The organism is Paludibacterium paludis (assembly GCF_018802605.1).
In the GTDB taxonomy this organism is placed as follows: Bacteria; Pseudomonadota; Gammaproteobacteria; order Burkholderiales; family Chromobacteriaceae; genus Paludibacterium; species Paludibacterium paludis.
This window is the reverse complement of record NZ_CP069161.1, coordinates 1,432,060-1,456,487: the sequence shown is the minus strand read 5'-3', so window position 1 is coordinate 1,456,487 and position 24,428 is coordinate 1,432,060. Positions and strand designations below refer to the sequence as shown.

Annotated in this window: 23 protein-coding genes; 7 read left to right on the top strand and 16 right to left on the bottom strand. The window is 64.0% G+C overall.

The window, feature by feature from the left end; genetic code table 11:
• Positions 1–17: 17 nt before the first annotated feature.
• From rsxB to rraA, 4 genes are all read left to right on the top strand, one after another.
• Positions 18–788: an electron transport complex subunit RsxB gene (gene rsxB, locus JNO50_RS06670; RefSeq protein ID WP_229804465.1), complete on the top strand. Its 771-nt coding sequence runs from the start codon at positions 18–20 to the stop codon at positions 786–788.
• Positions 785–1,417: an endonuclease III gene (nth, locus tag JNO50_RS06665; RefSeq protein WP_189531038.1), complete on the top strand. Its 633-nt coding sequence runs from the start codon at positions 785–787 to the stop codon at positions 1,415–1,417. Before rsxB ends, nth begins: the two co-directional genes overlap by 4 nt.
• Before the next feature lie 99 nt (positions 1,418–1,516).
• Positions 1,517–2,995, top strand: coding sequence for a DegQ family serine endoprotease (locus JNO50_RS06660; protein ID WP_189531039.1), 1,479 nt, complete (start codon positions 1,517–1,519; stop codon positions 2,993–2,995).
• Between the two features lie 27 nt (positions 2,996–3,022).
• Positions 3,023–3,505: a ribonuclease E activity regulator RraA gene (gene rraA / locus JNO50_RS06655; protein WP_189531041.1), complete on the top strand. Its 483-nt coding sequence runs from the start codon at positions 3,023–3,025 to the stop codon at positions 3,503–3,505.
• Here rraA and JNO50_RS06650 read toward each other — a convergent pair.
• On the bottom strand, positions 3,457–3,936 hold the full coding sequence (locus JNO50_RS06650) for a GFA family protein (protein WP_229804468.1): 480 nt from the start codon (positions 3,934–3,936) through the stop codon (positions 3,457–3,459). The genes rraA and JNO50_RS06650 overlap by 49 nt on opposite strands.
• A gap of 144 nt (positions 3,937–4,080) precedes the next feature.
• Here JNO50_RS06650 and hrpA point away from each other — a divergent pair, with 144 nt between their 5' ends.
• Positions 4,081–7,992 (top strand): ATP-dependent RNA helicase HrpA, encoded by a 3,912-nt coding sequence (hrpA, locus tag JNO50_RS06645; protein WP_189531044.1) that lies wholly within the window; start codon positions 4,081–4,083, stop codon positions 7,990–7,992.
• On the opposite strand, the gene JNO50_RS06640 is transcribed toward hrpA, so the two are convergent.
• Entirely contained in the window at positions 7,989–10,229 is a 2,241-nt protein-coding gene (locus tag JNO50_RS06640) for an ATP-binding protein (RefSeq protein ID WP_189531046.1), read from the bottom strand. The genes hrpA and JNO50_RS06640 overlap by 4 nt on opposite strands.
• A complete protein-coding gene (locus JNO50_RS06635) occupies positions 10,226–10,729 on the bottom strand; it encodes a putative pterin-binding protein (protein WP_189531048.1) in 504 nt (167 codons plus the stop codon). The genes JNO50_RS06640 and JNO50_RS06635 overlap by 4 nt, the downstream gene beginning before the upstream one ends.
• A gap of 124 nt (positions 10,730–10,853) precedes the next feature.
• Here JNO50_RS06635 and JNO50_RS06630 point away from each other — a divergent pair, with 124 nt between their 5' ends.
• On the top strand, positions 10,854–12,002 hold the full coding sequence (locus JNO50_RS06630) for an HD-GYP domain-containing protein (protein WP_189531050.1): 1,149 nt from the start codon (positions 10,854–10,856) through the stop codon (positions 12,000–12,002).
• Between the two features lies 1 nt (position 12,003).
• On the opposite strand, the gene nagZ is transcribed toward JNO50_RS06630, so the two are convergent.
• The 13 genes from nagZ to rpoE form a co-directional block, all read right to left on the bottom strand.
• The gene (gene nagZ / locus JNO50_RS06625) at positions 12,004–13,089 is read right to left on the bottom strand and encodes a beta-N-acetylhexosaminidase (RefSeq protein WP_189531052.1); all 1,086 of its coding nucleotides are present in this window, start codon (positions 13,087–13,089) and stop codon (positions 12,004–12,006) included.
• Positions 13,086–13,472: a holo-ACP synthase gene (gene acpS, locus JNO50_RS06620; protein ID WP_189531054.1), complete on the bottom strand. Its 387-nt coding sequence runs from the start codon at positions 13,470–13,472 to the stop codon at positions 13,086–13,088. The genes nagZ and acpS overlap by 4 nt, the downstream gene beginning before the upstream one ends.
• Positions 13,469–14,206: a pyridoxine 5'-phosphate synthase gene (gene pdxJ, locus JNO50_RS06615; RefSeq protein WP_189531331.1), complete on the bottom strand. Its 738-nt coding sequence runs from the start codon at positions 14,204–14,206 to the stop codon at positions 13,469–13,471. The genes acpS and pdxJ overlap by 4 nt, the downstream gene beginning before the upstream one ends.
• A gap of 2 nt (positions 14,207–14,208) precedes the next feature.
• Positions 14,209–14,967, bottom strand: a complete 759-nt coding sequence (recO, locus tag JNO50_RS06610) for a DNA repair protein RecO (RefSeq protein ID WP_189531056.1) — start codon at positions 14,965–14,967, stop codon at positions 14,209–14,211.
• Between the two features lie 21 nt (positions 14,968–14,988).
• Positions 14,989–15,885, bottom strand: a complete 897-nt coding sequence (gene era, locus JNO50_RS06605; RefSeq protein ID WP_189531058.1) for a GTPase Era — start codon at positions 15,883–15,885, stop codon at positions 14,989–14,991.
• Positions 15,882–16,592, bottom strand: coding sequence for a ribonuclease III (gene rnc, locus JNO50_RS06600; RefSeq protein WP_189531060.1), 711 nt, complete (start codon positions 16,590–16,592; stop codon positions 15,882–15,884). Before rnc ends, era begins: the two co-directional genes overlap by 4 nt.
• 81 nt (positions 16,593–16,673) lie before the next feature.
• Entirely contained in the window at positions 16,674–17,642 is a 969-nt protein-coding gene (gene lepB, locus JNO50_RS06595; protein ID WP_189531062.1) for a signal peptidase I, read from the bottom strand.
• Complete coding sequence (gene lepA / locus JNO50_RS06590) at positions 17,643–19,436, bottom strand: translation elongation factor 4 (RefSeq protein ID WP_189531063.1); 1,794 nt, start codon at positions 19,434–19,436, stop codon at positions 17,643–17,645. It abuts the gene before it with no gap.
• 67 nt (positions 19,437–19,503) lie between these two features.
• A complete protein-coding gene (locus JNO50_RS06585; RefSeq protein ID WP_189531065.1) occupies positions 19,504–19,743 on the bottom strand; it encodes a glutaredoxin family protein in 240 nt (79 codons plus the stop codon).
• Positions 19,740–21,164, bottom strand: a complete 1,425-nt coding sequence (locus JNO50_RS06580) for a DegQ family serine endoprotease (RefSeq protein ID WP_189531068.1) — start codon at positions 21,162–21,164, stop codon at positions 19,740–19,742. The genes JNO50_RS06585 and JNO50_RS06580 overlap by 4 nt, the downstream gene beginning before the upstream one ends.
• A gap of 72 nt (positions 21,165–21,236) precedes the next feature.
• Positions 21,237–22,205 carry a MucB/RseB C-terminal domain-containing protein gene (locus tag JNO50_RS06575; RefSeq protein WP_189531069.1) on the bottom strand — a complete coding sequence of 323 codons (969 nt, stop codon included), beginning with the start codon at positions 22,203–22,205 and terminating at the stop codon, positions 21,237–21,239.
• On the bottom strand, positions 22,202–22,693 hold the full coding sequence (locus tag JNO50_RS06570) for a sigma-E factor negative regulatory protein (protein ID WP_189531071.1): 492 nt from the start codon (positions 22,691–22,693) through the stop codon (positions 22,202–22,204). Before JNO50_RS06570 ends, JNO50_RS06575 begins: the two co-directional genes overlap by 4 nt.
• A 2-nt stretch (positions 22,694–22,695) precedes the next feature.
• A complete protein-coding gene (rpoE, locus tag JNO50_RS06565) occupies positions 22,696–23,295 on the bottom strand; it encodes an RNA polymerase sigma factor RpoE (protein WP_189531073.1) in 600 nt (199 codons plus the stop codon).
• Positions 23,296–23,535: 240 nt separating this feature from the next.
• Between rpoE and prpB the strand changes: the two genes are divergently transcribed.
• Positions 23,536–24,411: a methylisocitrate lyase gene (gene prpB / locus JNO50_RS06560; protein WP_189531075.1), complete on the top strand. Its 876-nt coding sequence runs from the start codon at positions 23,536–23,538 to the stop codon at positions 24,409–24,411.
• The last annotated feature ends 17 nt before the right edge of the window (positions 24,412–24,428 follow it).

Below are 24,428 nucleotides of genomic sequence, written 5' to 3'. Positions count from 1 at the left end.
ACACAGAACCGTCCGCCATGTCAGCCAACCCCAGCCTCGTTGCCCGGATCAACGCCCTTTTGCCGCAGACCCAGTGCGGCCAGTGCGGGCATCCTGGCTGTCTTCCCTATGCCGAAGCGCTGGCGCAAGGGAGCGAGGCCGTTAACCGTTGCCCACCGGGAGGCACGGAGGGCATCCGCGCGCTGGCCGGGCTGCTCGGCGTCGAGGCGATTCCGTTCGACCCGGGCGGGCCCCAACCCAGGCCGCGCGCGCTGGCGGTGATCCGCGAGGACACCTGTATCGGCTGCACACTGTGCATCCAGGCCTGTCCGGTGGACGCCATCGTCGGCGCCGCAAAGAAAATGCACACGGTCATCGCCGCCGAGTGCACCGGCTGCGAATTATGCATCGCCCCCTGTCCGGTGGACTGCATCGATCTTGTGCCGGTGGACGACCCGAACGACGAAACACGGGAGCGCCTGCTCGCCCGGGCCCGCCAGGCCGAATACCGCTACGAATACCGGCAGCGGCGACAGGCGCGCGACAGGGAAGAAAAAGCCCTCCGCCTGGCCCGCCGAGCCGCGGTGCCTCCGGCGGCCCCCCGGGTGGCCGCCCCGGCTGCGGTCGCGCCGGCCGCGGCCGACCGCGACGAAGTGATCCGCCGCGCGATGGAGCGCGCCCGGGAAGCGCGCGGCGCGGCGCCGGCCGCCGATGACAAAACCGCGCTGATCCGCGCCGCGATGGAACGCGCCGCCGCCTTGCGGGCGGAGCGCGACGCGGCCCGCACCTCACCGAAGGACCCCGAGTGAACCCGGAAAAACGCCAGGCCATTTTTCGCATTCTGCGCGATGTCAATCCGCATCCGACCACCGAGCTCGAATACGGCACCCCGTTCCAGCTGCTGATCGCGGTCCTGTTGTCCGCCCAGGCCACCGACGTCGGCGTCAACAAGGCGACGCGACGGCTCTTTCCGGTCGCGGGCACGCCCGAGGCCATCCTCGCGCTCGGCGAGGACGGCCTTTGCGAATACATCAAGACCATCGGCCTGTTCCGCTCCAAGGCGCGCCATGTCATCGCCACCTGCCGGCTGCTTCTGGAAAAGCATGGCGGCGAAGTGCCCGCCGACCGCGAAGCGCTCGAAGCGCTGCCCGGGGTCGGACGCAAGACCGCCAACGTCGTGCTCAACACCGCGTTCGGCCAACCCACGATCGCGGTGGACACGCACATTTTCCGGGTGGCGAACCGCACGCGGCTCGCACCGGGAAAGGATGTGCGCGCGGTCGAGGACAAACTGATGAAGGTGGTGCCGGCGGAGTTCCGTCTCGACGCGCACCACTGGCTGATCCTGCACGGCCGGTATATTTGCAAGGCGCGTCGTCCGGAGTGCGAGCGCTGCCCGATCAGCGCCCTGTGTGAATATCCCGCCAAACCGCTATGATGAAGGCTCTGATACAATCAGGCTAACTTCGCAAACTTGAAACACCGGAAGGATGCCACCACGTAGTTTCTCCTGGCTCCACGGAAAAAGGACGATCTGGTGAATATCTGTCTTCGCACTCTCTTGGTGGCAACGTTGACCGCCTCGGCCCTGACGGGCTGCGACAAGGTCGAGCGCTTCTTCAAGAAGGAACAGCCCGCGCCGGTCGCCATTCCCGCCCAGGAAAACGGCCGTGTCGCGATGCTGCTGCCGGACTTCACCCAGCTCGTCGACCGCGAAGGTCCGGCGGTCGTCAACATCCAGGCGAACCGGGTAGAGAGCGGACAACCCCAGCCGGAACTGCCCTTCTCGATTCCCGAGGACGACCCCCTCTACGATTTCTTCCGTCGGCTGATCCCGCAGCAGCCCCAACAGCCGGGTCCCCAGGACGGTCCGAACGAAGGCGTATCGTTCGGCTCGGGCTTCATCATCAGCGAGGACGGCTACATCATGACGAACGCACACGTCGTGCAGGGCAGTCCGCAAATCAAGGTGATGATGACGGACAAGCGCGAACTGAAGGCGCGGCTCATCGGTCTTGACAAGCGTACGGATGTGGCGGTGCTGAAAGTCGACGCCAAGAGCCTCCCGACCGTGAAAATCGGCGACCCCACCCAGCTGAAGGTCGGCGAATGGGTCGCGGCGATCGGCGCGCCCTTCGGCTTCGAGAACTCGGTGACGGCCGGCATCGTGTCGGCCAAGGGCCGCAGCCTGCCCGACGAGAACTACGTGCCCTTCATCCAGACCGACGTCGCGATCAACCCCGGCAACTCGGGCGGCCCGCTGTTCAATCTGAAAGGCGAAGTGGTCGGCATCAACTCGCAGATCTACAGCCGTTCGGGCGGTTTCATGGGCATTTCCTTCGCCATTCCCATCGACCTCGCCATTGGCGTGGCCGACCAGATCAAGGCCAAGGGCAAGGTCAGCCGCGGGCAACTGGGCGTGAATGTCCAGGAAGTCAGCCAGCCGCTCGCGCAATCCTTCGGCCTTGGCGGCGCGCACGGCGCGCTGGTGGTACGGGTCGAACCGGGCGGACCGGCCGACAAGGCGGGACTCCAGGCCGGCGACATCATCCTCAAGGTCAACGACAAGGCCATCGAGAGTTCGCGCGAGCTGCCGGTGGTGATCGGAACGATGAAACCGGGCAACAAGATCAGCCTGCTCGTCTGGCGCAAGGGCCAGGAAAAGAATCTCGATGCGGTCCTGAGCGAACTGTCGCAGGAAACCATCCAGGATATGCCGGCCGATGGGCCGCAGGGGCAAAGCTATCAGTTCGGCAAACTCGGACTCACCGTGGCCGAACTGGGCGCCGCCCAGCTCCAGCAGCTCGGCCTGTCCGGCGGACTCCTGGTGCAAAAGGCGCAAGGCGTGGCCGCGCGTTCCGGATTGCAGCACGGCGACATCATCATCGGTGTCAACCAGACCAAGGTCGCCACCGTGAAGCAGTTCGAGAAGGCGCTGGCCGACTCGCGCGGCAATATCGCGCTGCTCGTGCGGCGCATGGACAATACCCTGTTCGTCCCGCTGCGGCTGAACTGACCCGGTGACGGCAAGGAGGAGGTAACGATGACGGAATTCATGACCAGCGATCTGTGCGATGCCTTCTCCGAGAAGCTGGGTATCGCCAGTCCGGTTTTCCTGCGTTTTGGCGGACGGCCGCGCTTTTGCGGCGAGATCGCCACGCTCAAGCTGTTCGAGGACAACTCGCTGGTGCGCGAACGGCTCTCCGAAGCGGGACGCGGACGCGTGCTGGTGGTGGACGGAGGCGGTTCGCTGCGCTGCGCGCTGCTGGGCGACCAGCTGGGCGAGCTTGGCGTGAAAAATGGCTGGGCGGGCGTGGTCATCAATGGCTGCATCCGCGACTCGGTCGCGCTTGCCGCATTGCCGCTTGGCGTGCGCGCACTGGCCACCCATCCGCTCAAATCCGTGAAGCGCGGCGGCGGGGAAAGCGATGTTCAGGTGGTGTTCGCCGGCGTCCGTTTCGTCCCCGGGCACTGGCTCTACGCCGACGAGGACGGCATCGTCACGTCGGAGTCACCCCTGCTGTGACGGCGGGTCTGCCGGTAGATGGCGTTGTCCTTGGTTCCCTCGAACAGCGGCAGTCGCCCGAGCGTGTCCGGTTCGACCCACGGCAGGTGTTCGCGCCAGCAAAGGTGGTGCTCAGGAGTCAGGGACTGCGGATGATCGAGCGTGGCGACCGTGATGTCGATTTCCTCGGGTTCCGCGTCATGGCGATAAGCCAGCGTGGAGCCGCAGCGCCCGCAAAACCCCCTTTCCGCCCCCACTGAAGAGACATACCAGGCGAGCGGCGCGCCGCGCCAGTCCACATCGAACGCCCTCGCCGTGAACCAGGTGACGAACGGGGCGCCGCTGGCCTTGCGGCAACTGGCGCAATGACAATGGTCGACCGTCAGGGGCGGCCCGGACACCCGATAGTGGATGGCGCCGCACAGACAGCGGCCGGTCAGGAACGTCATCATGGTCGGGCTCCTCGATCAGGGCAGCGGGCGGACACGGTCTCCCATAATGCCAGTGTAGCCTTCCAGCTCCCGATACCCCAAGAAATACCCGGCCGGACAGTGGTATACTTCGGCTTTTACGAACGCACCGCTCTTTAGACTTCCATGACCGCTTCCCACCCCGTCGCCGCGTTCAAGTCCGCCCTCGCGGACTGCCTGCTGCGCGATCGCCATCCGATCCGGCGCCTGATCCGGGATCTTGAGGACAAACTTCGCAAGAACGCTCCGCACGACCGGCTGCTCGCCGACATCACCGCGCGCATCGAGCGCTCGGTTTCGCGCGTTCAGGCGCGCCGCGCCGCCCTGCCCGTCCCCACTTTCGATCAGGATCTGCCGGTCAATCAGAAACGCGAAACGATCCGCGATACCATCGCCCGGCATCAGGTCACCATCGTGTGCGGCGAAACCGGGTCGGGCAAAACCACCCAGCTGCCCAAAATCTGCCTGGAACTGGGACGCGGCATTCATGGGCTGATCGGCCACACCCAGCCGCGGCGCCTTGCCGCGCGCTCCGTGGCGGCGCGCATCGCCCAGGAACTCGGCTCGGAGCTCGGCGAACACGTCGGCTTCAAGGTCCGCTTCACCGACCGCTTGTCCGAACGCAGCGTCGTCAAACTGATGACCGACGGCATTTTGCTGGCGGAAACCCAGACCGACCGCTATCTGGAAGCCTACGACACGATCATCATCGACGAAGCGCACGAGCGCAGCCTCAATATCGACTTCATGCTGGGCTACCTCAAGCAGTTGCTGCCGCGCCGCCCCGACCTGAAAATCATCATCACCTCGGCCACGATCGATGCGGAACGCTTCTCGAAACACTTCGACAACGCTCCGGTGATCGAAGTCTCGGGACGCACCTATCCGGTGGAAATCCGCTATCGCCCGCTTGAAGAGCGCGACGAGGACGAGCGGGAAATGGAAATGGAAGACGCCGTGGTCGACGCGGCCGGCGAGCTTTCGCGCCAGGGTCCGGGCGATATCCTGGTTTTCCTGCCCGGGGAGCGGGAAATCCGCGAAACCGCGGAAAAGCTGCGCAAGGCGCGCCTGAACGGCTACGAGATCCTGCCGCTGTTCGCGCGCCTGGGCCATGAGGACCAGCAGAAGATTTTCCGGCCATCGGGCGGACGGCGCATCGTGCTCGCCACCAACGTCGCCGAAACCTCCCTGACCGTGCCGGGCATCCGCTATGTGATCGACACCGGCCTGGCGCGCATCAACCGCTACAGCCCGCGCGCCAAGGTCGAACAGCTGCAGATCGAAAAGATCGCCCAGGCCGCCGCGCGCCAGCGGGCCGGCCGTTGCGGCCGCGTCGAGGCCGGCATCTGCGTGCGCCTTTACAGCGAAGAGGACTTCGCCGCCCGCCCGGCGTTCACCGACCCGGAAATCGTCCGTTCCAACCTCGCGGCGGTGATCCTGCGCATGGCATCGCTACGCCTTGGGCGCGTCGACGAGTTCCCCTTCATCGAACCGCCCTCCTCGCGCCTCGTCGCCGACGGCTATCAGGTGCTCACCGAACTGGGCGCCGTCAACGACAAGAACGAACTGACACCGGTCGGCAAGGAGCTCGCGCGCATTCCGGTCGACCCGCGCGTGGGCCGCATGCTGCTCGCCGCCGCCGAGCGCGGCTGCCTCGACCAGATGCTGATCATCGCTTCGGCGCTGTCCATCCAGGATCCGCGCGAGCGCCCCTTCGAAGCGCGCGACGCCGCCGAACGGGCCCAGGCGCGCTTCGCCGACGAGCGCTCGGATTTTCTCGGGTACTTGAACCTGTGGCACTTCTTCGACGACGCGCTGCGTCACAAGAGCTCCAACCGTCAGGTGGTCAATCTCTGTCACGAGCATTTCCTGTCCTGGCTGCGCATGCGCGAGTGGCGCGAACTGCACGGGCAATTGCGCGAGATCGCCAACGAGATGGGGCTGAAAACCGCGCCGGCGCCCGCCGCCGATCTGTCCGGCCTGACCCCTAAACAGCGCCAGGCGCGCGAGGCGGCCGACTACGAAAACCTGCACAAGGCGCTGCTGACCGGCCTGATCGGCAATGTCGGCATGAAAACCCAGGAAAGCGACGAGTACCTCGGCGCGCGCGGCAGCCATTTCCTGATTTTTCCCGGCTCGGGACTGAAAAAAGGCAAGCCCAAGTGGCTGGTCGCCGCCGAGGTGGTCGAAACCAGCCGCCTTTACGCGCGCTGTGTCGGACGGATCGAACCGGAATGGATCGAATCGCTCGCGCCGCACCTCATCAAGCGCCATTACTTCGAGCCGCGCTGGGAAAAGAGCCGCGGCGAAGTGGTCGCCAGCGAGCGCGTCACCCTGTACGGACTGACGCTGGTGCCTCGCCGCCCGGTCAGTTACGGGCGCATCGCCCCCGAAGAGGCGCGCGAACTGTTCATCCGCGGCGCGCTGGTGGCCATGGACTACGCGACCCGCGCCCCGTTCTTCCAGCGCAACCAGCAGCTCATCCGCGATGTCGAGCAGCTCGAGCACAAGGCCCGGCGCCAGGACGTGCTGGTCGACGAAGAGGCGCTGTTCGCCTTCTATAACGAACGCGTGCCGGCGGACGTGGTCGATGCGGCCGGTTTCGAAGCCTGGCGCGCCGAGGCGGAGAAAACCGAACCGCGCCTGCTGTTCATGACCCGCGAAGAGCTGATGCGGCACGCCGCGCAGCACGTCACGGAAAACCAGTTCCCGGAATGGCTCGAGCACGTGGACGGCCGACTGCGCCTGCGCTACCGGTTCGAACCCGGGCATGTGCTGGACGGCGTGACCCTCGATGTGCCGCTGGCCATCCTCAACCGGCTTGACGAAGCGACATTCGACTGGCTGGTGCCGGGCATGCTCCGGGAGAAACTTCAGGCGCTCGTCAAATCGCTGCGCAAGGAACTGCGCCGCGCCTGCGTGCCCGTTCCGGATTTCATCACGCGTTTTCTGTCGTCCGAACCGGATCGCGCGGCGCCGCTGCTGCCGCAACTGGCCGAATTCGTCCGCCGAGAAACCGGGCAGAAAGTCACCATCGACGACTTTTCCGACGATGGCTTGCCCGACTACCTGCGTTGCAATTTCCGCGTCATCGACGACGGCAAGCAGGAAATCGGCATGGGCCGGGACCTTGGCGCACTGCAGCGCCAGTTCGGCCAGGCCGCCCAACTGACGTTCCGCGACACCACGCTCGATATCGAGCGCGACGATGTCAAAACCTGGGATTTCGGAGCCTTGCCGGCAAGCCTGCAGTTCGCCCGAGGACGGCAGCAACTGACAGGTTACCCCGCGCTGAGTCTGGAGGACGACCGGGTCGCCATCCGCCTGTTCGATACGCGCGAGGCGGCGGACGCGGCGCATCGGCGCGGCGTGGTCAGGCTGCTGCAGCTGCAGCTCAAAGAGCAGATGAAACAGCTTGGGAAAGGTCTGCCCGGCATCACCCAGATCGCCCTGCAACTGCGCGGGGTGTGCAATGCCGACGAGTTGATGCGCGACGCGCTGGACGCCATCTGCGACCGCGCCTTCATCGGCGAGGACGAGCCGCCGCGCGACGAGAAGTCCTTCAACGACCAGAAGTCCCGGGCCCGCACCCGCCTGCCGGCGGTGACCCAGGCCGTGACGCAATATCTCGCGCAGATCGCCGCCGAATACCATGCGCTAAGCCAGAAACTGCCGCGCCACCGCATCGGCGCCGATCTGAAGCTGCAGCTTGACCGCCTGGTCTACAAGGGATTCCTGGCGGCGACGCCCTGGGCGCAGCTGTCGCAACTGCCCCGTTACATGAAAGCGATGGCGTTGCGCATGGACAAGCAACCGGCCAATCCGCAACGGGATGGCCAGCGCGCTCAGGAGATCCGCCAGTTGTGGGATAGCTGGGAAGCCCGAGTCAACAGCGAAGACACGCCGTCCGAAGCCCTGCTGGCGTTCCGCTGGCAGATAGAGGAACTGCGCGTTTCGCTGTTCGCCCAGGAACTGAAGACCCCCTACCCGGTGTCGCTCAAGCGATTGCAGAAGGTCTGGAACGATCTGCCGCGCTAGCCGCCGATCCATCCGTCGCGCCGGGCGGCGGCCAGGGTGTCATCCCAGGCCGCCCCGAGCGCGACGATTCGCCCTTCGATTCCGTCGATCCGGCCCTGACGCGCCGCCTGCTCGATATCCCGGGCCAGATTTCCGATATCCGACAAGCCAAGATTTAGCGCGGATCCCTTGAGCGCGTGGGCCCTGTCCCTGAGCCGGACAACGTCGCCGCCGGACAAAGCCTCGCCCAGCTCCGCTGTCGGGTTCTCCACCCGGAAAAACGTCTCCAGGAGATCCGCATAGCTGTCGCGCCCCAGCACTTCCAGCAACTCCCCGGCCGTCGCCGCATCCAGCCAGGCCGGCGGCGCATCGCCATCGGAGGAACCGGGCTGCGCGTCGACCACGTCCATGACATCCCTGCCCGCGGAACACAACTCGGCCAGAACCCGCCGACACGCCTCCACGTCGAGGGGCTTGCTCAAAAAACCGTCCATTCCGGCGGCCATGACCCGGTCGCGCGTTTCCGCGAAGGCATCGGCTGTCACGGCCACCACCGGCACGGAGCACAGCGGCGGCGGCAACCGGCGGATTTCCGCCAGCGCCTCCATGCCGTCCATCACCGGCATGTGCAGATCCATCAGGATGACATCGAACGGCTCGCAGGCCGCCAGCGCCACGGCTTCCGCGCCATGCTGGGCGAACTGGACCCGATGGCCGAGTTTCTTGAGGATGCCGGCGAGAAACTTGCGATTGACCGGATTATCGTCGGCCGCCAGAATCGACAACCCGCGAACCGGAAGCGGACTGTCATCGGGCTGGACATCGGTGAATACAGGAGCGTCGGCATGGGAAAGCGGCAATGCCACCGTAAACACACTGCCCTTCCCCTCTTCGCTTTGCACAATAATGTCCCCGTCCATCAGCCGCGCAAGACTGCGGGAAATCTCCAGTCCCAGGCCACTGCCACCATACCGGCGCATGGTCGAGGAATCGCCCTGGGTGAAGCGCTGGAACAGCCTCTGGCGCGTGGCGTCGTCCATGCCGATTCCGGTGTCGGCGACGATGAGCCGGACTTCGTCTCGCCCGTCACCGAGCTTCGAGGCCTCGACATTGAGCATGACCGCGCCACGCTCGGTGAACTTGATGGCATTGTGCAGCAGATTGAACAGGATCTGGCGCAGACGTGTCGGATCGACCTGCACCCATTGCGGCACACTCCCGTCCACCGACACCGTCATCATCAGCCCCTTGGCGACCGCCTGACGGGTCATCAGTCCCTCGACCTGACGGATCAGCAGCGGCAGATCCGTTGGTATCGGCACGACCTCGAGCTTGGCCGACTCCATGCGCGACAAATCGAGAATATTGTTCAGCAACGACAGCAAATGTTCGGCGGCCTCCCGGGCCGTATCGATCAGATCATCCTGCTCGGCGCTGGTTGGCGTGTCCTTGAGCAGTGCCAGCATGCCGAGCATGCCATTGAGCGGCGTACGGATCTCATGACTCATATTGGCGAGGAAAGCGGTTTTCGCGCGATTGGCGAGACGGGCCTCAAGCCCCTTTTCCTCCAGTTCCCGCGCCAGGGTCTCCAGTTGCTCCTGGCGGCGTGTCAGCATGCGCAATTGCCGCATGGCGATCCAGGCGAACAGGAAAATCAGCAGGCACTGGACAATAGTCAGGGCGAGGCTCGCCTTGACCTGATCGCGGATCGCCGTATTGCGCTCGTCGATTCGGGCCGCCGCGCGCGCGGTCGCCGACAGGGTCAGATCATGGATTTCCTCGCCCATCGCCGCGAGCCGCTCGGTCATTCCGGCCAACTGGGCGCGTGTCAGGCGTTTGGCGCCCTGCTCGGCAAAATACGCCTGTTCGGCATCCAATAGCGCCATCAGACGGGCGATCGTACCCTCGTAGGCGGCATCGCCGGCCATCAGCAGGTGCCCCGGCCCTTGCTGAACGACACCGACCCGCGAATACAGAATATCGTAACGCACCGTCAGCGCGTCGATATCGGGCTCATCGGGGCTTGCCAGCGCTTCACGCGAGGTGATCAGGAATTTCAGCGCTTCGTTTTCCAGCTGGTAAAAACTCCAGCTGGTATTGTCATCCCTGAATTGCGCGGTGCCGCTGAGCAGGCCGAACTGGCGGAATTGCAGCCAGGTGATGGCGACAAACACAGAGACCAGCGCAAGAACGATCGCGATCACCCAGCGGCGGAAACTCCGGAAGTGCAGCCCACCCTCCGGAATACGCAATTTCATTCGATGATCAGAGCCTTCAGTTGCCATGCGGAGCGTCCGTAGTAAAGTTCGGAACGCAGCATCTCACTCGAATCGAACGGGTAGATAATGAAAAGCGGCCCCTTTTCGCGAACCGGCATCGGTTTGCCGTCCATCAGGCGCGCGATGATCACGTCAAAACGCATGGCGTCCTCGACCGGAATCAGCGTCTTGTAATCATTGATCGCCAGAGCCTTGAGGTTTTTCCCCTCCGCGCCGGCCTGCGCCAGCACATCCTTGAGCAAGGGGCCGGTGAACGTATGCGCTTCCTTGTGCCAGGGGGTATGGGTGGAAAAACTGCGTTGAGGGAGTTTTTCCAGCATGGCCATATCGAACACCGCCTTGTCCGTTTCATTGCGGACGGTGATTTTGCCGCTGAGGGTCAGGACCGGTTTGCCCACCGGCTTATCCAGCGCGCAAGCGGAAAACGGCAACGCCAGGCACACCACCAGGGCGACGGTTTTTCCCGTGAAGAGAGACATGACGAGACTCCTTTGCATTGACGGTTCATCGCGGCATTGTCGGCGCGCGCGTATCTCACGATAATGACATTCTAGGATGTCCACGACAGCGGATTCACCAAAATTGTCGGAAAAATACAGTTCAATGAGCCAGGACGACGCCCCACCCCTTAAAACGGCCCGCATCGAGGCCTCTCTTCTGGAAGTCGGCCGCTCCTTGCCGGTCGATGTTTATGCCCGCAACGGCTTTTTGCTGCTCAAGCGCGGCCATTACGTGCTTACGTCCGAGCAGAAAGCCCGTCTGGCCACCCTGGGTTATGTCGAAGCGCCGGAGGAGGAGCTTCCGCCCCCCCGCGTGTGGACCGAAAATGGCGGCGAACGGGTTTATATTCTCGATGAGATGCGCTATCTGCTGCGACGCACCCGCGGCTTGCTTCACCATCCGCTGGCCATGCCGCGCTTCGAATCCGCCGTCCGCGAACTGGCCGATACCTTGCGCCACCTTGCCCGCGCCCAGCCGGACGCCCTGATCGCCTCGATTTTTCTGGTTCCCTTCGGCGAATACGCCCCGGCCCACGCTCTGCATACCGCCAGCCTGCTCGCGGTCCTGACCGACACCATGAGCCTGCCCGACAATCACCGGCAGACCCTGATCGCCGCGGCGCTCACCATGAACATCGCCCAGGTCGAAGAACAGAACGCGCTGTTCGCCCAGTCGGATACGCTCAGCCACGATCAGCGTGAAAGCGTGCGCAGCCATCCGCTGCTCGGCTCGGCCATCCTGCGCGAAGCCGGGGTACAGGACGAATTCTGGCATACCCTGGTGCAAACGCATCATGAATCCTGGTCGGGCCGGGGCTATCCCTTTGGTTTGTCCCGGGAAGCGATACTGCCACCCGCGCATCTGCTGCACATGGCGGACATCGCCTGCGCCAAACTCACGCCACGCAAGTACCGGGCGGCCATGCTGCCCGCCACGGCATTGGGGCAGATTTACCAGCGCAAGGATGCGGAATTCGACAGCGCCTTCACCACATTACTGATCCGGCGCATGGGCATCTACCCGCCCGGCAGCTTCGTGCGGCTCGCTAACGGGGAAATCGGTGTGGTCATCGCGCGCGGCAGCAAGCCGAACGCACCGCGCGTGGCCGCGTTGAGAAAAAACGACGGTCCGCCATATGGCGAACCGTTGATCAGGGAGACACGCCAGTCGGCCTATCGTATCGAGGAACCGAGCGACGCCGCGGCGGGCGGCGTGCGCAGCGGTTTCCTCGCGACCTTGTGGCGCGCCTGACTCAGACAGCCTCGCCGACCGCCGGACCGGCAAGCGCCCCGTCCGGCATGCCAAGGCGCCGAACCCGTTCGCGGGCGGCGTCGAAGGCGGCATCCCGGATGCGCGCCCGCCAGACTTCGGCCGTATCCTTGCCCGCCATCCGCTCAAGGCGGCCGGCAAGTTCCGGGGCGATATCGGCGTCGAGCCGCGCGAGCAACTGGTCGGCCAGATCCGGACGATTGCACACCAGCACCATGTCGCAGCCGGCGGAGAATGCCGCACGGGCGCGATCGACGATATCGCCGGCGCCCGCGGCGCCCTCCATGCACAGGTCATCGGAGAAAATCACTCCGTCGAATCCCAGGCGTCCGCGCAACACGGTCTTGAGCCAGAATGCGGAAAACCCCGCCGGCAGCGGATCGACGGAAGGATAAACGACGTGCGCCGGCATGACGGAGGTCAGGCCCGCCGCGACGAGCTTCGAGAATGGCACGATGTCCTGCGCCATCAGATCATCGAACGCGCGTTCGTCGCTCGGGATGACATGGTGCGAATCCCCCTCGACCCAGCCATGTCCGGGAAAATGCTTGCCGCAGCTGCCCATGCCGCCTTCGGCCAGCCCTTCGAGCAGGGCCGAGGCAAGCTCGGCCACCACGGCGGGGTCGGCATCGAAAGCGCGGTTGCCGATCACCGCGCAACGGCCGTGATCCAGATCCAGCACAGGGGTGAACGACAGGTCAACGCCGGCCGCGCGCAGCTCGGCGGCCAGTACGTAGCCGGTGTTCTTCGCTTCGGCGATCGCCGCTTCGCGATCGCTGTGCCACATCCGGCCCAACTGCGCCATCGGCGGCAAGCGGGTGAATCCGTCAAGAAAACGCTGCACACGTCCGCCTTCGTGATCGGCGGCGATCAGCAGCGCCGGCGAGCGGATCGCATGAATCTCGCGGGTCAGCGCCTCCAGTTGTGCGACAGAGGCGAAATTGCGGCGGAACAGGATCACGCCGCCCACCAGCGGATGGGATAAACGGCGGCGCTCTTCCTCGGTCAGGACGAGGCCGGCCACATCGACCATCACGGGGCCGCGCGGCAGGGACAGGGTATCGGTCATGAGGGGCTTCCTTCCAGAACGACGAATGCCAGCGCGTACAGGCGCTCGTCGCTGATCGAAACATGGTGGCGCAGCACGCCGCGTTCGGCGGCAAAGCGCGCGACCTCGGCGGACAGCCACAACTGCGGCTTGCCCATGGTGTCGTGCACGACACCGATGCGGGTGCACAGCACCGGATCGCGCAGACCGGTGCCCATCGCCTTGGCAAAGGCTTCCTTGACGGCGAAACGCTTGGCCAGAAAACGCGCCGGATCGGCGGCAGCCCGAAAATCCGCCTCTTCGACCGGAGCGAGCAGGCGGCGTCCCGCCTTCTCCCCCCAGCGGGTCACGAGCGCGTTCATCCGGGCGATCTCGACCAGATCGTTGCCGATGCCGAGGATCATGCGTCGCGGCCGGAACGGGCCTCGATCATCAGGGCCTTCATCTGGCGCACCGCCTCGGCAAAGCCGGTGAAGAGCGCCTGGGCAACGATCGCGTGGCCGATGTTCAGTTCACGGATTTGCGCAATCGCGGCCACCGGCTTGACATTATGATAGGACAGGCCGTGACCGGCATTGACCACGAGGCCCAACTCCGCGCCGAAAACCGCCGCCTCGCGCACCCGCTCCAGCTCCGCAGCCTGTTCGTCATGGGTTTTGGCATCGGCGTAAGCGCCAGTGTGCAGTTCGATGACACCCGCGCCGGCCTTGTGCGCCGCTTCGATCTGGGCGCGGTCCGGATCGATGAACAGCGAGACACGGATACCGGCCTCATTGAGGCGTCGGGTGAAGGCCTCCACGCGATCGAAATAGCGTAACACGTCAAGCCCGCCCTCGGTGGTGATTTCTTCGCGCTTTTCCGGGACAAGGCAGACATCGTCGGGCTTGACCGACAGCGCGTGGGCCAGCATCTCGTCGGTCAGCGCCATTTCCAGATTCATCCGGGTCTTGATGACGGCGCGCATGGCCGCGACGTCGGCATCGCGGATATGGCGACGGTCCTCGCGCAAGTGCAGCGTGATCAGATCGGCGCCGGCCGTTTCGGCCACCAGCGCCGCTTCGATCGGACTCGGATAACGGGTTCCGCGCGCGTTGCGCAGTGTCGCCACATGGTCGATGTTCACGCCCAGCAGAATCATGCTCATTCCTTTATATCGTTGGGTTCACCGGAAAAGCTGAGCGCCTGCAGCAAATCGCGCGTCGCCAGGCGCCCTCCGCCCAGCAGATCGGACAGAATCAGACGCATCAGGCCGCGCGCCTGACGGCGCGTCAGCTCATCGGAAAAATCATTATTGGCCATCGCCAGCAAAGTGGCACCGGCGATTTCGGCCGATTGCGGCGGAGGAGGCATGTCTGTCCCGGGCTCGGGGGCATGCCCCGAACGGCAGACATAGACGGCGTCCGCACGCACGGCCGCTCCGTGACAATCCTGCCTGAGCTCCGGAGCATAGCCAAGTGACGAAATCAAACCCAGCTCGAAAACCCTCAAGGTTTCCGCAAGCGGACGCGATCCGGCGAGCGAGCGCACCGCGCGGTCGAACACCGGCCACAAATCGGGATGGGGATCGTCACGGGCGGTCAGGCGGACCACCAGCTCGTTGAGGTAAAAACCGCTGATCAGCGCGAGCCCCGCCAGTTGTGGGACTCCGCCGGTCCAGTCGGCCGAGTGCAGCGTGCGCACTTCGTTCTTGCCGAACCAGGACAGCTCCAGCGGTTGCAAGGGCAGCAAAAGACCGCGCAGCTCGGCGCGGGGGCGCCGCGCGCCGCGCGCCACCAGCGCCACCCGGCCGTGATCGCGCGTGAACACGTCCAGAAGCAGGCTGGTCTCGCGATACGGCTGCGCGTGCAGGATATAACCGGGCTGACGATCGATCTTGCCGCTGCTGGCGTGACTACTCATGGAGAAACCGCGCCCCCGGCGTCAGTCAAGCCCGAACTGCTTGAGGAAGCGCACATCGTCCGCCCAGCCGCTCTTGACCTTGACCCAGGTCTGCAGGAACACCTTGCCGTCGAACAGGGTTTCCATATCGAGGCGCGCCTCGGTGGAGATTTTTTTGAGTTTTTCGCCGCCCTTGCCGATGACGATGCTCTTCTGCCCTTCCTTGTCGACTAGGATCGCGACATGGATGCGCCGCATGCCGCTCTCTTCCGTCTCGAAGAGCTCGACCTCGACGTTCATCGAATAGGGCAGCTCTTCCCCGAGGTAGCGGAACAGTTTTTCCCGGACGATCTCGGCGGCGAGGAAGCGTTCGCTCTTGTCGGTCACCATGTCTTCGGGATAGAGCGGCGGCGATTCGGGCAAATGGGGCCGGACACGGTCCAGCAATTCGACGAGGCGCTGGCCATGCTTGGCGCTGACCACCTCGGCGCCGGCGAAGGCGAACTCCGCTTCGACTTCGGCGATGAACGCCGACAGCGCAGCGCGGTCTTTCGCCTTGTCGAGTTTGTTGATCACCAGCAGCACCGGCGTGTTGCGCGGCAACAGCGGCAACAGTTCGCGGTCGGCGCCGGTCCAGCGCATCGCCTCGATGACGAACAGCACGCAATCGACATTGGAGAGCGTGTCCTTCACGCTCTTGTTCAGCACATCGTTGAGCGCGTTGCGGTGGAAGGTCTGAAAACCCGGCGTATCCACGAAAACGAACTGCGCATCCGCCTCGGTATGGATGCCATTGACGCGATGCCGCGTGGTCTGGGCTTTTTTCGAGGTGATGCTGACCTTCTGCCCGATCAGGTGATTCATCAGCGTCGATTTACCGACATTCGGACGTCCGACGATGGCGACGAAGCCGCAGTGAAAATCGTGGGTATCGTTCATTTTTTCTTCCGCCCCGGAAGGGCCTTCTGCTCCAGCTCGGCCAGCGCTTTCTCGGCCGCCTGTTGCTCGGCGGCGCGGCGGCTGCCGCCCTCGCCGTGGGTTTCGATCATGATATCGCCAAGGTCGCAGGCGACCACGAACCATTGCTCATGCGCCTCGCCGTTCTGCGACAGAATACGGTAGCGCGGCAGCGGCAGTTTTCTGGCCTGCAGGGCTTCCTGGAGCCGGGTCTTGGCGTCCTTGGCGTGGCTTTTCGGATCGATGGATTCGACCCGGCTTGCATACAGACGGCGCACCACCCGCTCAGCTTCCAGAAAATCCGCGTCGAAGCTGATCGCCGCGAACGTGGCCTCCACCGCATCGGCCAGAATCGATGGACGGTTGAAGCCCCCGCTTTTGAGCTCGCCCTCGCCGAGGAACAGGAAATCACCGATCGCCAGCTCGTGGGCGATTTCGGCGAGCGTCCCCTGATTGACGAGGTTGGCGCGCAACCGCGACAGTTCCCCCTCGGTCAGAGCGGGGAAGCGGTCGAACAGCATGCGCGCCACCGTGTAGTTGAGGATGCTGTCGCCGATGAATTCGAAGCGTTCGTTGTTCGGTGTACCGAAGCTGCGGTGCGTCAGCGCCTGACGCAAAAGTTCCGGCCGCGCGAACTCATGGTCGAGCGCGGCCAGCAGGCGACGGAAGCGATTGTCAGTCTGTGTCACGGTTTTGCCAAAAAAGTTGCGCCTGATGCTCCGCCACGACACGGAACATCAGGCTGTCATGTCACACTGCGCCAAAAGGCGTTAGCGGACCAGGGTTCCGATACGGGAAGGCTCGCTGACGTTCATCCAGATCATGAAAGCCTTGCCCACCACCAGGCTGTCGTCGACGAATCCCCAGTAGCGGCTGTCATCACTGTTGTCGCGGTTGTCCCCCATCATGAAATACTTGCCTTCGGGAACCTTGCAGATGAAGCCGTTTTCGTCGTATTGACACTGGTCGCGCGCGGGAAAATCCCTCACGCCGTACAACAGGACCGGCGCCTTGTCGGCCATATTGAGGATGGCATAGCTCTTGCCGTTGTAAGTTTCGACCAGGCGGTCGGCGTGCAAGGAGCCGGCAGGTTCGCGGTACTCGTAGCTGCCATCCGGGGTATCGGCGACGCGTTTGCCGTTGACCGACAGGTGTTTGTCGCGGTATTCGATGACATCGCCCGGCAGACCGATCACGCGCTTGATGAAATTCTTTTTCGGATCGACCGGAAAATTGAACACCATCACGTCGCCATGCTCGACCTTGTTGACCGGCATCAGCACGTTATTGAGCACCGGCACGCGAATGCCGTAGGTGAACTTGTTGACCAGGATGAAATCCCCGACCACGAGCCCCGGTCGCATCGAACTGGAAGGAATGACGAACGGCTCGGCCACGAAGGAGCGCAGCAGAAAAACCGCGAGCAGCACCGGAAAAAAACCCCGGGCGTTTTCCGCGAAAAAGCCCGGCTCGGCGCCCTCGGCCTTGCGGCGCGGCTCGGCCACCCACTTGTCCCAGGCCGTCGCGATACCGCACACCACAACAAGAAGCAGCATGACGGCGGTGATGCTCCAGTAATCGGTCAGGGCGCCGAACACCCCGACGAGCACCGCGAGCGACCCCCACTGCATGGCGGCGGGATGTTCCTTGGCTCCCGGAGCCTTTTTACCCGACACCAGCATCAGCACGACACCGATGACGATCAGTGCGACAAACACCCAGAACATGTTTTCGAACACTTATTTGTCCCCCACTTGCAGGATGGCGAGGAAGGCCTCCTGCGGAATTTCAACGTTGCCGACCTGTTTCATGCGGCGCTTGCCGGCCTTCTGCTTTTCGAGCAGCTTTTTCTTCCGCGTAATGTCGCCACCATAACACTTCGCCAGCACGTTCTTGCGCAGCGCCTTGATGGTTTCGCGGGCAATGATCTGGCTGCCGATCGCCGCCTGAACAGCGATGTCGAACATCTGGCGCGGAATCAATTCGCGCATCTTGGAGGCGAGTTCGCGGCCGCGGTACACCGAGGTGGCGCGATGAACGATCAGCGACAGGGCATCGACCTTCTCGCTGTTGACGAGAATATCGAGCTTGACCAGGTCCGACGTCTGGAACTCCTTGAACTCGTAGTCCAACGACGCGTAACCGCGGCTGGTGGACTTGAGCTTGTCAAAGAAATCCATCACCACTTCGTTCATCGGCAGATCATAGGTCAGCATCACCTGGCGTCCCATGTACTGCATATTGCGCTGCACGCCGCGCTTCTGGTTGCACAAGGTCATCACCGAGCCGACATAATCCTGCGGCACGAGAATGGTCGCCGTGATGATCGGTTCGCGGATTTCCGCGATCTTGCCAAGATCGGGCAGACGCGAGGGATTCTCCACCTCGATCATCGTGCCGTCCTTGAGCAGAACCTCGTAGATCACGGTCGGCGCCGTGGTGATGAGGTCCATGTCGAATTCGCGCTCGAGGCGCTCCTGGACAATCTCCAGGTGCAAAAGCCCCAGGAAGCCGCAACGGAAACCGAATCCCAGCGCCTGGGAGACTTCCGGCTCGAAGCGCAGCGCCGCGTCGTTCAGCTGCAGCTTTTCCAGGGCGTCGCGCAGCGACTCGTAATCGTGGCTTTCCACCGGATAAAGCCCGGCGAACACCTGGGATTGCACTTCCTTGAAGCCGGGCAGCGGCGACTGGGCCGGACGCGCGGCCAGGGTGATGGTATCGCCCACTTTGGCCGAACTCAGCTCCTTGATGCCGGCGATCACGAAGCCCACTTCGCCCGCGTTCAGTTCCTTGCGCTGCACGGACTTGGGCGTGAACACGCCGACCTGTTCGCAAAGATGCTCGGCACCGGTCGCCATGAAGCGGATCTTGTCCTTGGGCTTGAGGCTGCCGTCGACCATGCGCACCAGCATCACCACGCCGACATAGTTGTCGAACCAGGAGTCGACGATCAGCGCCTTGAGCGGCGCCTCCGCGTCACCGGTCGGAGCCGGAATCTTGGCGACCACGGTCTCCAGAATGTCCTCGATGCCGATGCCGGATTTGGCCGAGGCCCGCACCGCGTCGACCGCCTCGATGCCGATGATGTCCTCGATCTCCTGACAGACACGCTCGGGTTCGGCGGCGGGCAGGTCGATCTTGTTGAGCACGGGCACCACTTCGACACCGAGTTCGATGGCGGTGTAGCAGTTGGCCACCGTCTGGGCTTCGACGCCCTGCGAGGCATCGACCACCAGCAACGCGCCTTCGCAGGCGGACAGGGAACGGCTGACTTCATAGGAGAAATCGACGTGCCCCGGGGTATCGATCAGGTTGAGATTGTAGATCTGGCCATCGCGGGCCTTGTAACTGAGCGCGGCGGTTTGCGCCTTGATGGTAATGCCGCGCTCCTTCTCGATATCCATCGAGTCGAGCACCTGCTCGCTCATTTCCCGCGCGTCGAGGCCGCCGCAAAACTGGATAAAGCGATCGGCCAGGGTCGATTTGCCATGGTCAATATGGGCGATAATCGAGAAATTTCGAATGTTTTTCATCGGTATCCAGCAAAAATAGAGAAGGGCACGCACGCGTGCCCTCAAGCCACTCACACTGCCGCGGATTTTAGCTGATTTCGCCAAGATGTGCAGCCAGGCGCTGCGCATCCAGATGGTAATGACAGATTTCTGTCTCACCTTCCATCAATACCGGCACGAGCTCGTTGAAGCGCGCCTCCAGAGCCGGATCCGCATCGACGTCGATCACGTCGAGCTCGAAGCCGTAGCGGGCCTTCCAGGGAGCCAGCTCGGCCAGCATCGCATGGCACAGGCTGCAGTATTCACGAAAATACAGCGTCAGCTTCATTCTTCTTTCTCGGTCATCGGCAGCGCGAGGAACAGGGTCTGGCCCTGGCGCTGGACCTTGAGCGCCAGCGCGCCGGCTTTCTGGGCATGGCTGACCGCCGCGTCCCAGTCCTTGAGCGAAGTCAGGTCGCGCGCCCCCACGCCGATAATCACGTCGCCGGCTGTCAGGCCCGCCTTGGCGGCGAGGCCGCGCACCCCGCGCACCACGAGACCGTAGCGGATACCCAGACGCGACAACTGCTGCGGAGACAGCTCTCCGACCACGAGGCCAAGCCGATTGGCGGCGGGATCTTCACGCGCGCCGGGATCCTGACGGCCGCGGTACTCGCGGGCGGCCAGCCGAGGATCCTCTTCCTTCAGTTCCTCGGTCACCAGGGTCAGGGTCTTGCGCGCATTGTCGCGCCACAGCTCCACCGTCAGCCGGCTGCCCGGCGGCAGCGCCGTCACGGCGCGCTGCAGATCGGCGCCAGTGTTGACCGGCGTCGCATTGACCTTCAGCACCACGTCGCCGGAGCGCAAGCCGGCTTTCATCGCCGGTCCGCCCTGCCCCACCTGGCTGATCAGCGCGCCCGCCGGGGACGACAGGCCGAACGACGCGGCCAGTTCGCGGCTCATGTCCTGGATCATCACGCCGATCATGCTGCGGCTGACCTTGCCCTTGGCCTTCAGTTGCGCCGTGATCTCCATCGCGGTATCGATCGGAATCGCGAAGGAAATACCCATGAATCCGCCGGACTGGCTGAAGATCTGCGAATTGATGCCGACCACCTCGCCTTTGAGGTTGAACAGCGGACCTCCGGAATTGCCGGGATTGACGGCGGCGTCGGTCTGGATGAACGGGGTATAGGTCTCGTCCGGCAGGAGCCGGTTCAGCGCCGACACGATCCCCGATGTGACGGTATTGTCAAAGCCGAACGGAGAGCCGATCGCCAGCACCCATTCGCCGACCTTCAGGTCGGCCGAGCGGCCGAGCCTCACCACCGGCAGGCGGTCCGCCTGGATTTTCAGCAGGGCGATGTCGGTTCTCGCATCGGAGCCGACGAGCCGGGCCTTGAACTCGCGCTTGTCGGTCAGCGACACGGTGATCTGGTCGGCGCGCGCCACGACATGGGCATTGGTGAGCACATAGCCATCCGGCGAAATGATGAATCCCGATCCGAGCGAGCCGACCTTGCGCTCACGCAGTTGCGGCGGAGCGAAACGCTTGAAGAACTCGAAGAAAGGGTCGCCCTGCAACTGTTCGGGCACGCCGCCGACCGCCTCGCGGATCGTTTGGGTCGTGCTGATGTGCACGACCGCCCGCCCCTCTTCGGAAACGATACCGGTAAAGTCGGGCAGGTTGCCGGGGATGGCGGCCATGGCTGGCTGCGCCGCCAGAAAAACGCCCAGCGCAATCGTGAAAAGCATTTTTTTGAACGACATGTTCTTCACCTTACGTACTGTTTCGAGCTTGATTTGACAATGGTATAAGAATCGCAGCGCGCTGGCGAGTCGCTAACGGGACTGGACCCGGATGTTTTTCGCCATCGCCGCCAGCGCGGATTCGGGCAGATCCCCGACCAGAGTGATCTGCTGTCCGCCGGAGGACACCGCCACCATGCTGATCGCACCGTGCAGGTTGATCGCCCTGTCCGGCTTCGCTTCGCCCTGCACCGGTTCGATGAACAGCGACAGCATCGCCAGCCCATCGGAAAACACCAGATGGCGCACGGCCCTGTCGCTGCCCGGCAAGCTGCGCTGCACGGCCCGCAGCATGCGGAATCCGGGCGGCAGCCCCTGAACGTCGACCATGGCCGCTTCGCGCGCGGCGGGCGCGCTGGCCGCCGCCTGTCCCGCCCCCTTGATGCGCGCCGACACCTTGTACTGGGGCTTGAACTGCTGGCGATCGCGCGGAGGAGTCAGGTCGAGTTCGGTGAAGGTGTATTGCTCGACGGTGTCGTTGCCGGGCGACAGCGTCACCATTCGTAGCGGCAAGGCGGTGGCGGTATCGAGACAGAGCCTTACGGTGAATCGCTGGCGGTCGCGCGGCCTCAGCTCCAGAAGATTGCAATCGCGCTGGGCGACGCGGTCCCGGCCCAGGCGTTTGACGGCATACGATTGGGACACCGTATCCAGATGCTCGGACAGCACGTCGGGGAACAGACGCATCGCGCTGACCTTCGCCGCGTTGAGCGCCTTGCGGTCCTGGGCGTAGCAGGTGAGCACGTCGCCCTGGCGAATCACCTCGCGCGGCACCCCGTCAAGGGAGATGCGCCGCTCGACGATGGCGTCAGGGCTGCCGGAACGGAACAGCCGGAACGTCTCCAGCATCCCGTTCATCTGGTGCAGGTAGGTGGCGGAAAGCGGCTGGCTGCCGCCAGCCAGCTCGGCTTTTTTCAGGAGTTGCCAGTCTTCGTCGCTGGCGAAGGCGGAGTGGGCCAGTCCCGTGGCGGCAAGACCGGCTGCAAGCAGAACGGCTCTCAACGATGCGCTCCATTGCCATAGGACACCTTGACGATATCCTGTTCGGTGGCCATTTCCTGGTGAGCCAGGAAGTACGGATCCTCGTTGTCCGAGACCTGCTGGACCGCGGTGACCGGAACGCCGCGATCGGCCAACATGCCGGGCGCGGCGGAGAGGCCGTTGCCCAGTTGCTGCCAGGCGACGACGGCGGCGAAGGACACGCTGGCCGCCAGGGCGAGCGCGGCGCCGGCCGTGCGCGGATGATTGCGCACCTGGCGGGGCATCCAGCGGCGGGGAGCCAGAACGGTGGGTTCCTCGGCAAGGCGCGCCGACACGGGGCGCGTCACGTCGAGCGAAGAGAGGCGGTTGCCGCGCAGGGAATCGCCGATAAGGTGATACTCCCTCCAGGCCGTCCTGAGCGACTCGTCGTCTTTCATGGCCGCGAGCACCCGTTCGGCACCTTGCCGGTCAAGTTCGCCGTCCATCAGTGAAGAAACCGATTCTTTCATGATTACCACCTTCTGTTTTTGGCCGTATCCAGCAACGGCCGCAGGTCTGCCGCAATGGCCTCGCGGGCACGGAAGATTCGCGAACGGACCGTCCCGATGGGACAATCCATCACGCTGGCTATCTCGTCGTAGGACAAACCGTCCATTTCCCTCAACGTAATGGCGGTGCGCAGCTCTTCGGGCAGGCGCTCCACCGCCGCGTTCACCGTCGCGAGGATCTCCTTGTTCATCAGCTCCGACTCCGGCGTATTGAAGTCGGGCAACTGGGAGCCCATGTCGAAGGTCTCGCCTTCGTCATCCTCGATCTCGGACTGCATCACCGGCCGGCGGCCGTTGGCGCTGAGAAAATTCTTCGCGGTGTTGATTCCGATGCGGTAAAGCCAAGTGTAAAACGCACTTTCGCCACGAAACGAGGATAGCGCACGGTACGCCTTGATGAAGGCCTCCTGCGTCACGTCCTCGATATCGTGGCTGTCCCGCACGAAACGCGACAACAAGCGGCCCAACCGCCTCTGGTACTTGGAGACCAGAAGGTCGAAGGCCCGCTTTTCGCCGCGCTGCGCACGCTCCACCAACTGTTGATCGATATCCCGATCACTCATGTCGTTATTCTTGCTCCCTGATTGTCCTGTTCTTTGGTCGTCGCGGCATGGCCACTCAATTCGGACAGGGACTAGACAACGGGAAAAACCCTGAAGTTCCCCGAAAGTCGGAACATTATCAGAATCGGCCGGAAACTTGAATGGCCGGTGGCGCCTCGCCCGGATAGAGCATTTGCACTCCAACCAAGCACTTGCTAGAATCATGGCCATTACGTCGTCATCACCGCGAGGAGTCCCCACATGCCAACCCCCGGTCAACGTTTCCGCGCCGCCGTCCAGTCAGAAAAACCGCTGCAGGTCGTCGGCGCCATCAACGCTTATGCCGCGCGTCTTGCCGAGCACTCCGGCTTCAAGGCCCTCTACCTGTCCGGCGGCGGCGTGGCGGCCTCGTCCTGCGGCATTCCCGATCTTGGCATCACCACCCTGGAGGATGTGCTGACCGACGCGCGGCGCATCACCGATGTCACCGACCTGCCCTTGCTGGTCGACATCGATACCGGCTGGGGCGGCGCGTTCAATATCGCCCGCGCCGTGCGCAGCCTGGAGAAAGCCGGCGTCGCCGCCGTGCACATCGAAGACCAGGTGCAGCAAAAACGCTGCGGACACCGGCCGAACAAGGCCATTGTCAGCCGCGATGAAATGGTCGACCGCGTCAAGGCGGCGACGGACGCGCGCCGCGACGCCGATTTCGTGATCATGGCGCGCACCGACGCGCTCGCGGTCGAGGGGCTGGACGCCGCGATCGAGCGCGCCATCGCCTGCGTCGAGGCGGGCGCCGACATGATTTTTCCCGAGGCGATGACGGATCTGGCGATGTACCGCCGCTTCGCCGATGCCGTGAAAGTCCCGGTGCTCGCCAACATCACCGAGTTCGGCGCGACACCGCTCTACACCACGGAACAGCTCGCCGGCCATGGCGTTGGCCTCGTGCTTTATCCGCTGTCCGCCTTCCGCGCCATGAGCCGCGCCGCGCAGGAAGTCTACGGCGCGATCCGCCGCGACGGCACCCAGGCCGCCGTCGTGCCGATGATGCAGTCCCGCGCGGAGTTGTACGACCACCTGGACTATCACGCCTACGAACGCAAACTGGACGAGCTGTTCCAGAAAGAGTCCTGACGGCCCGCCCCGAGAAT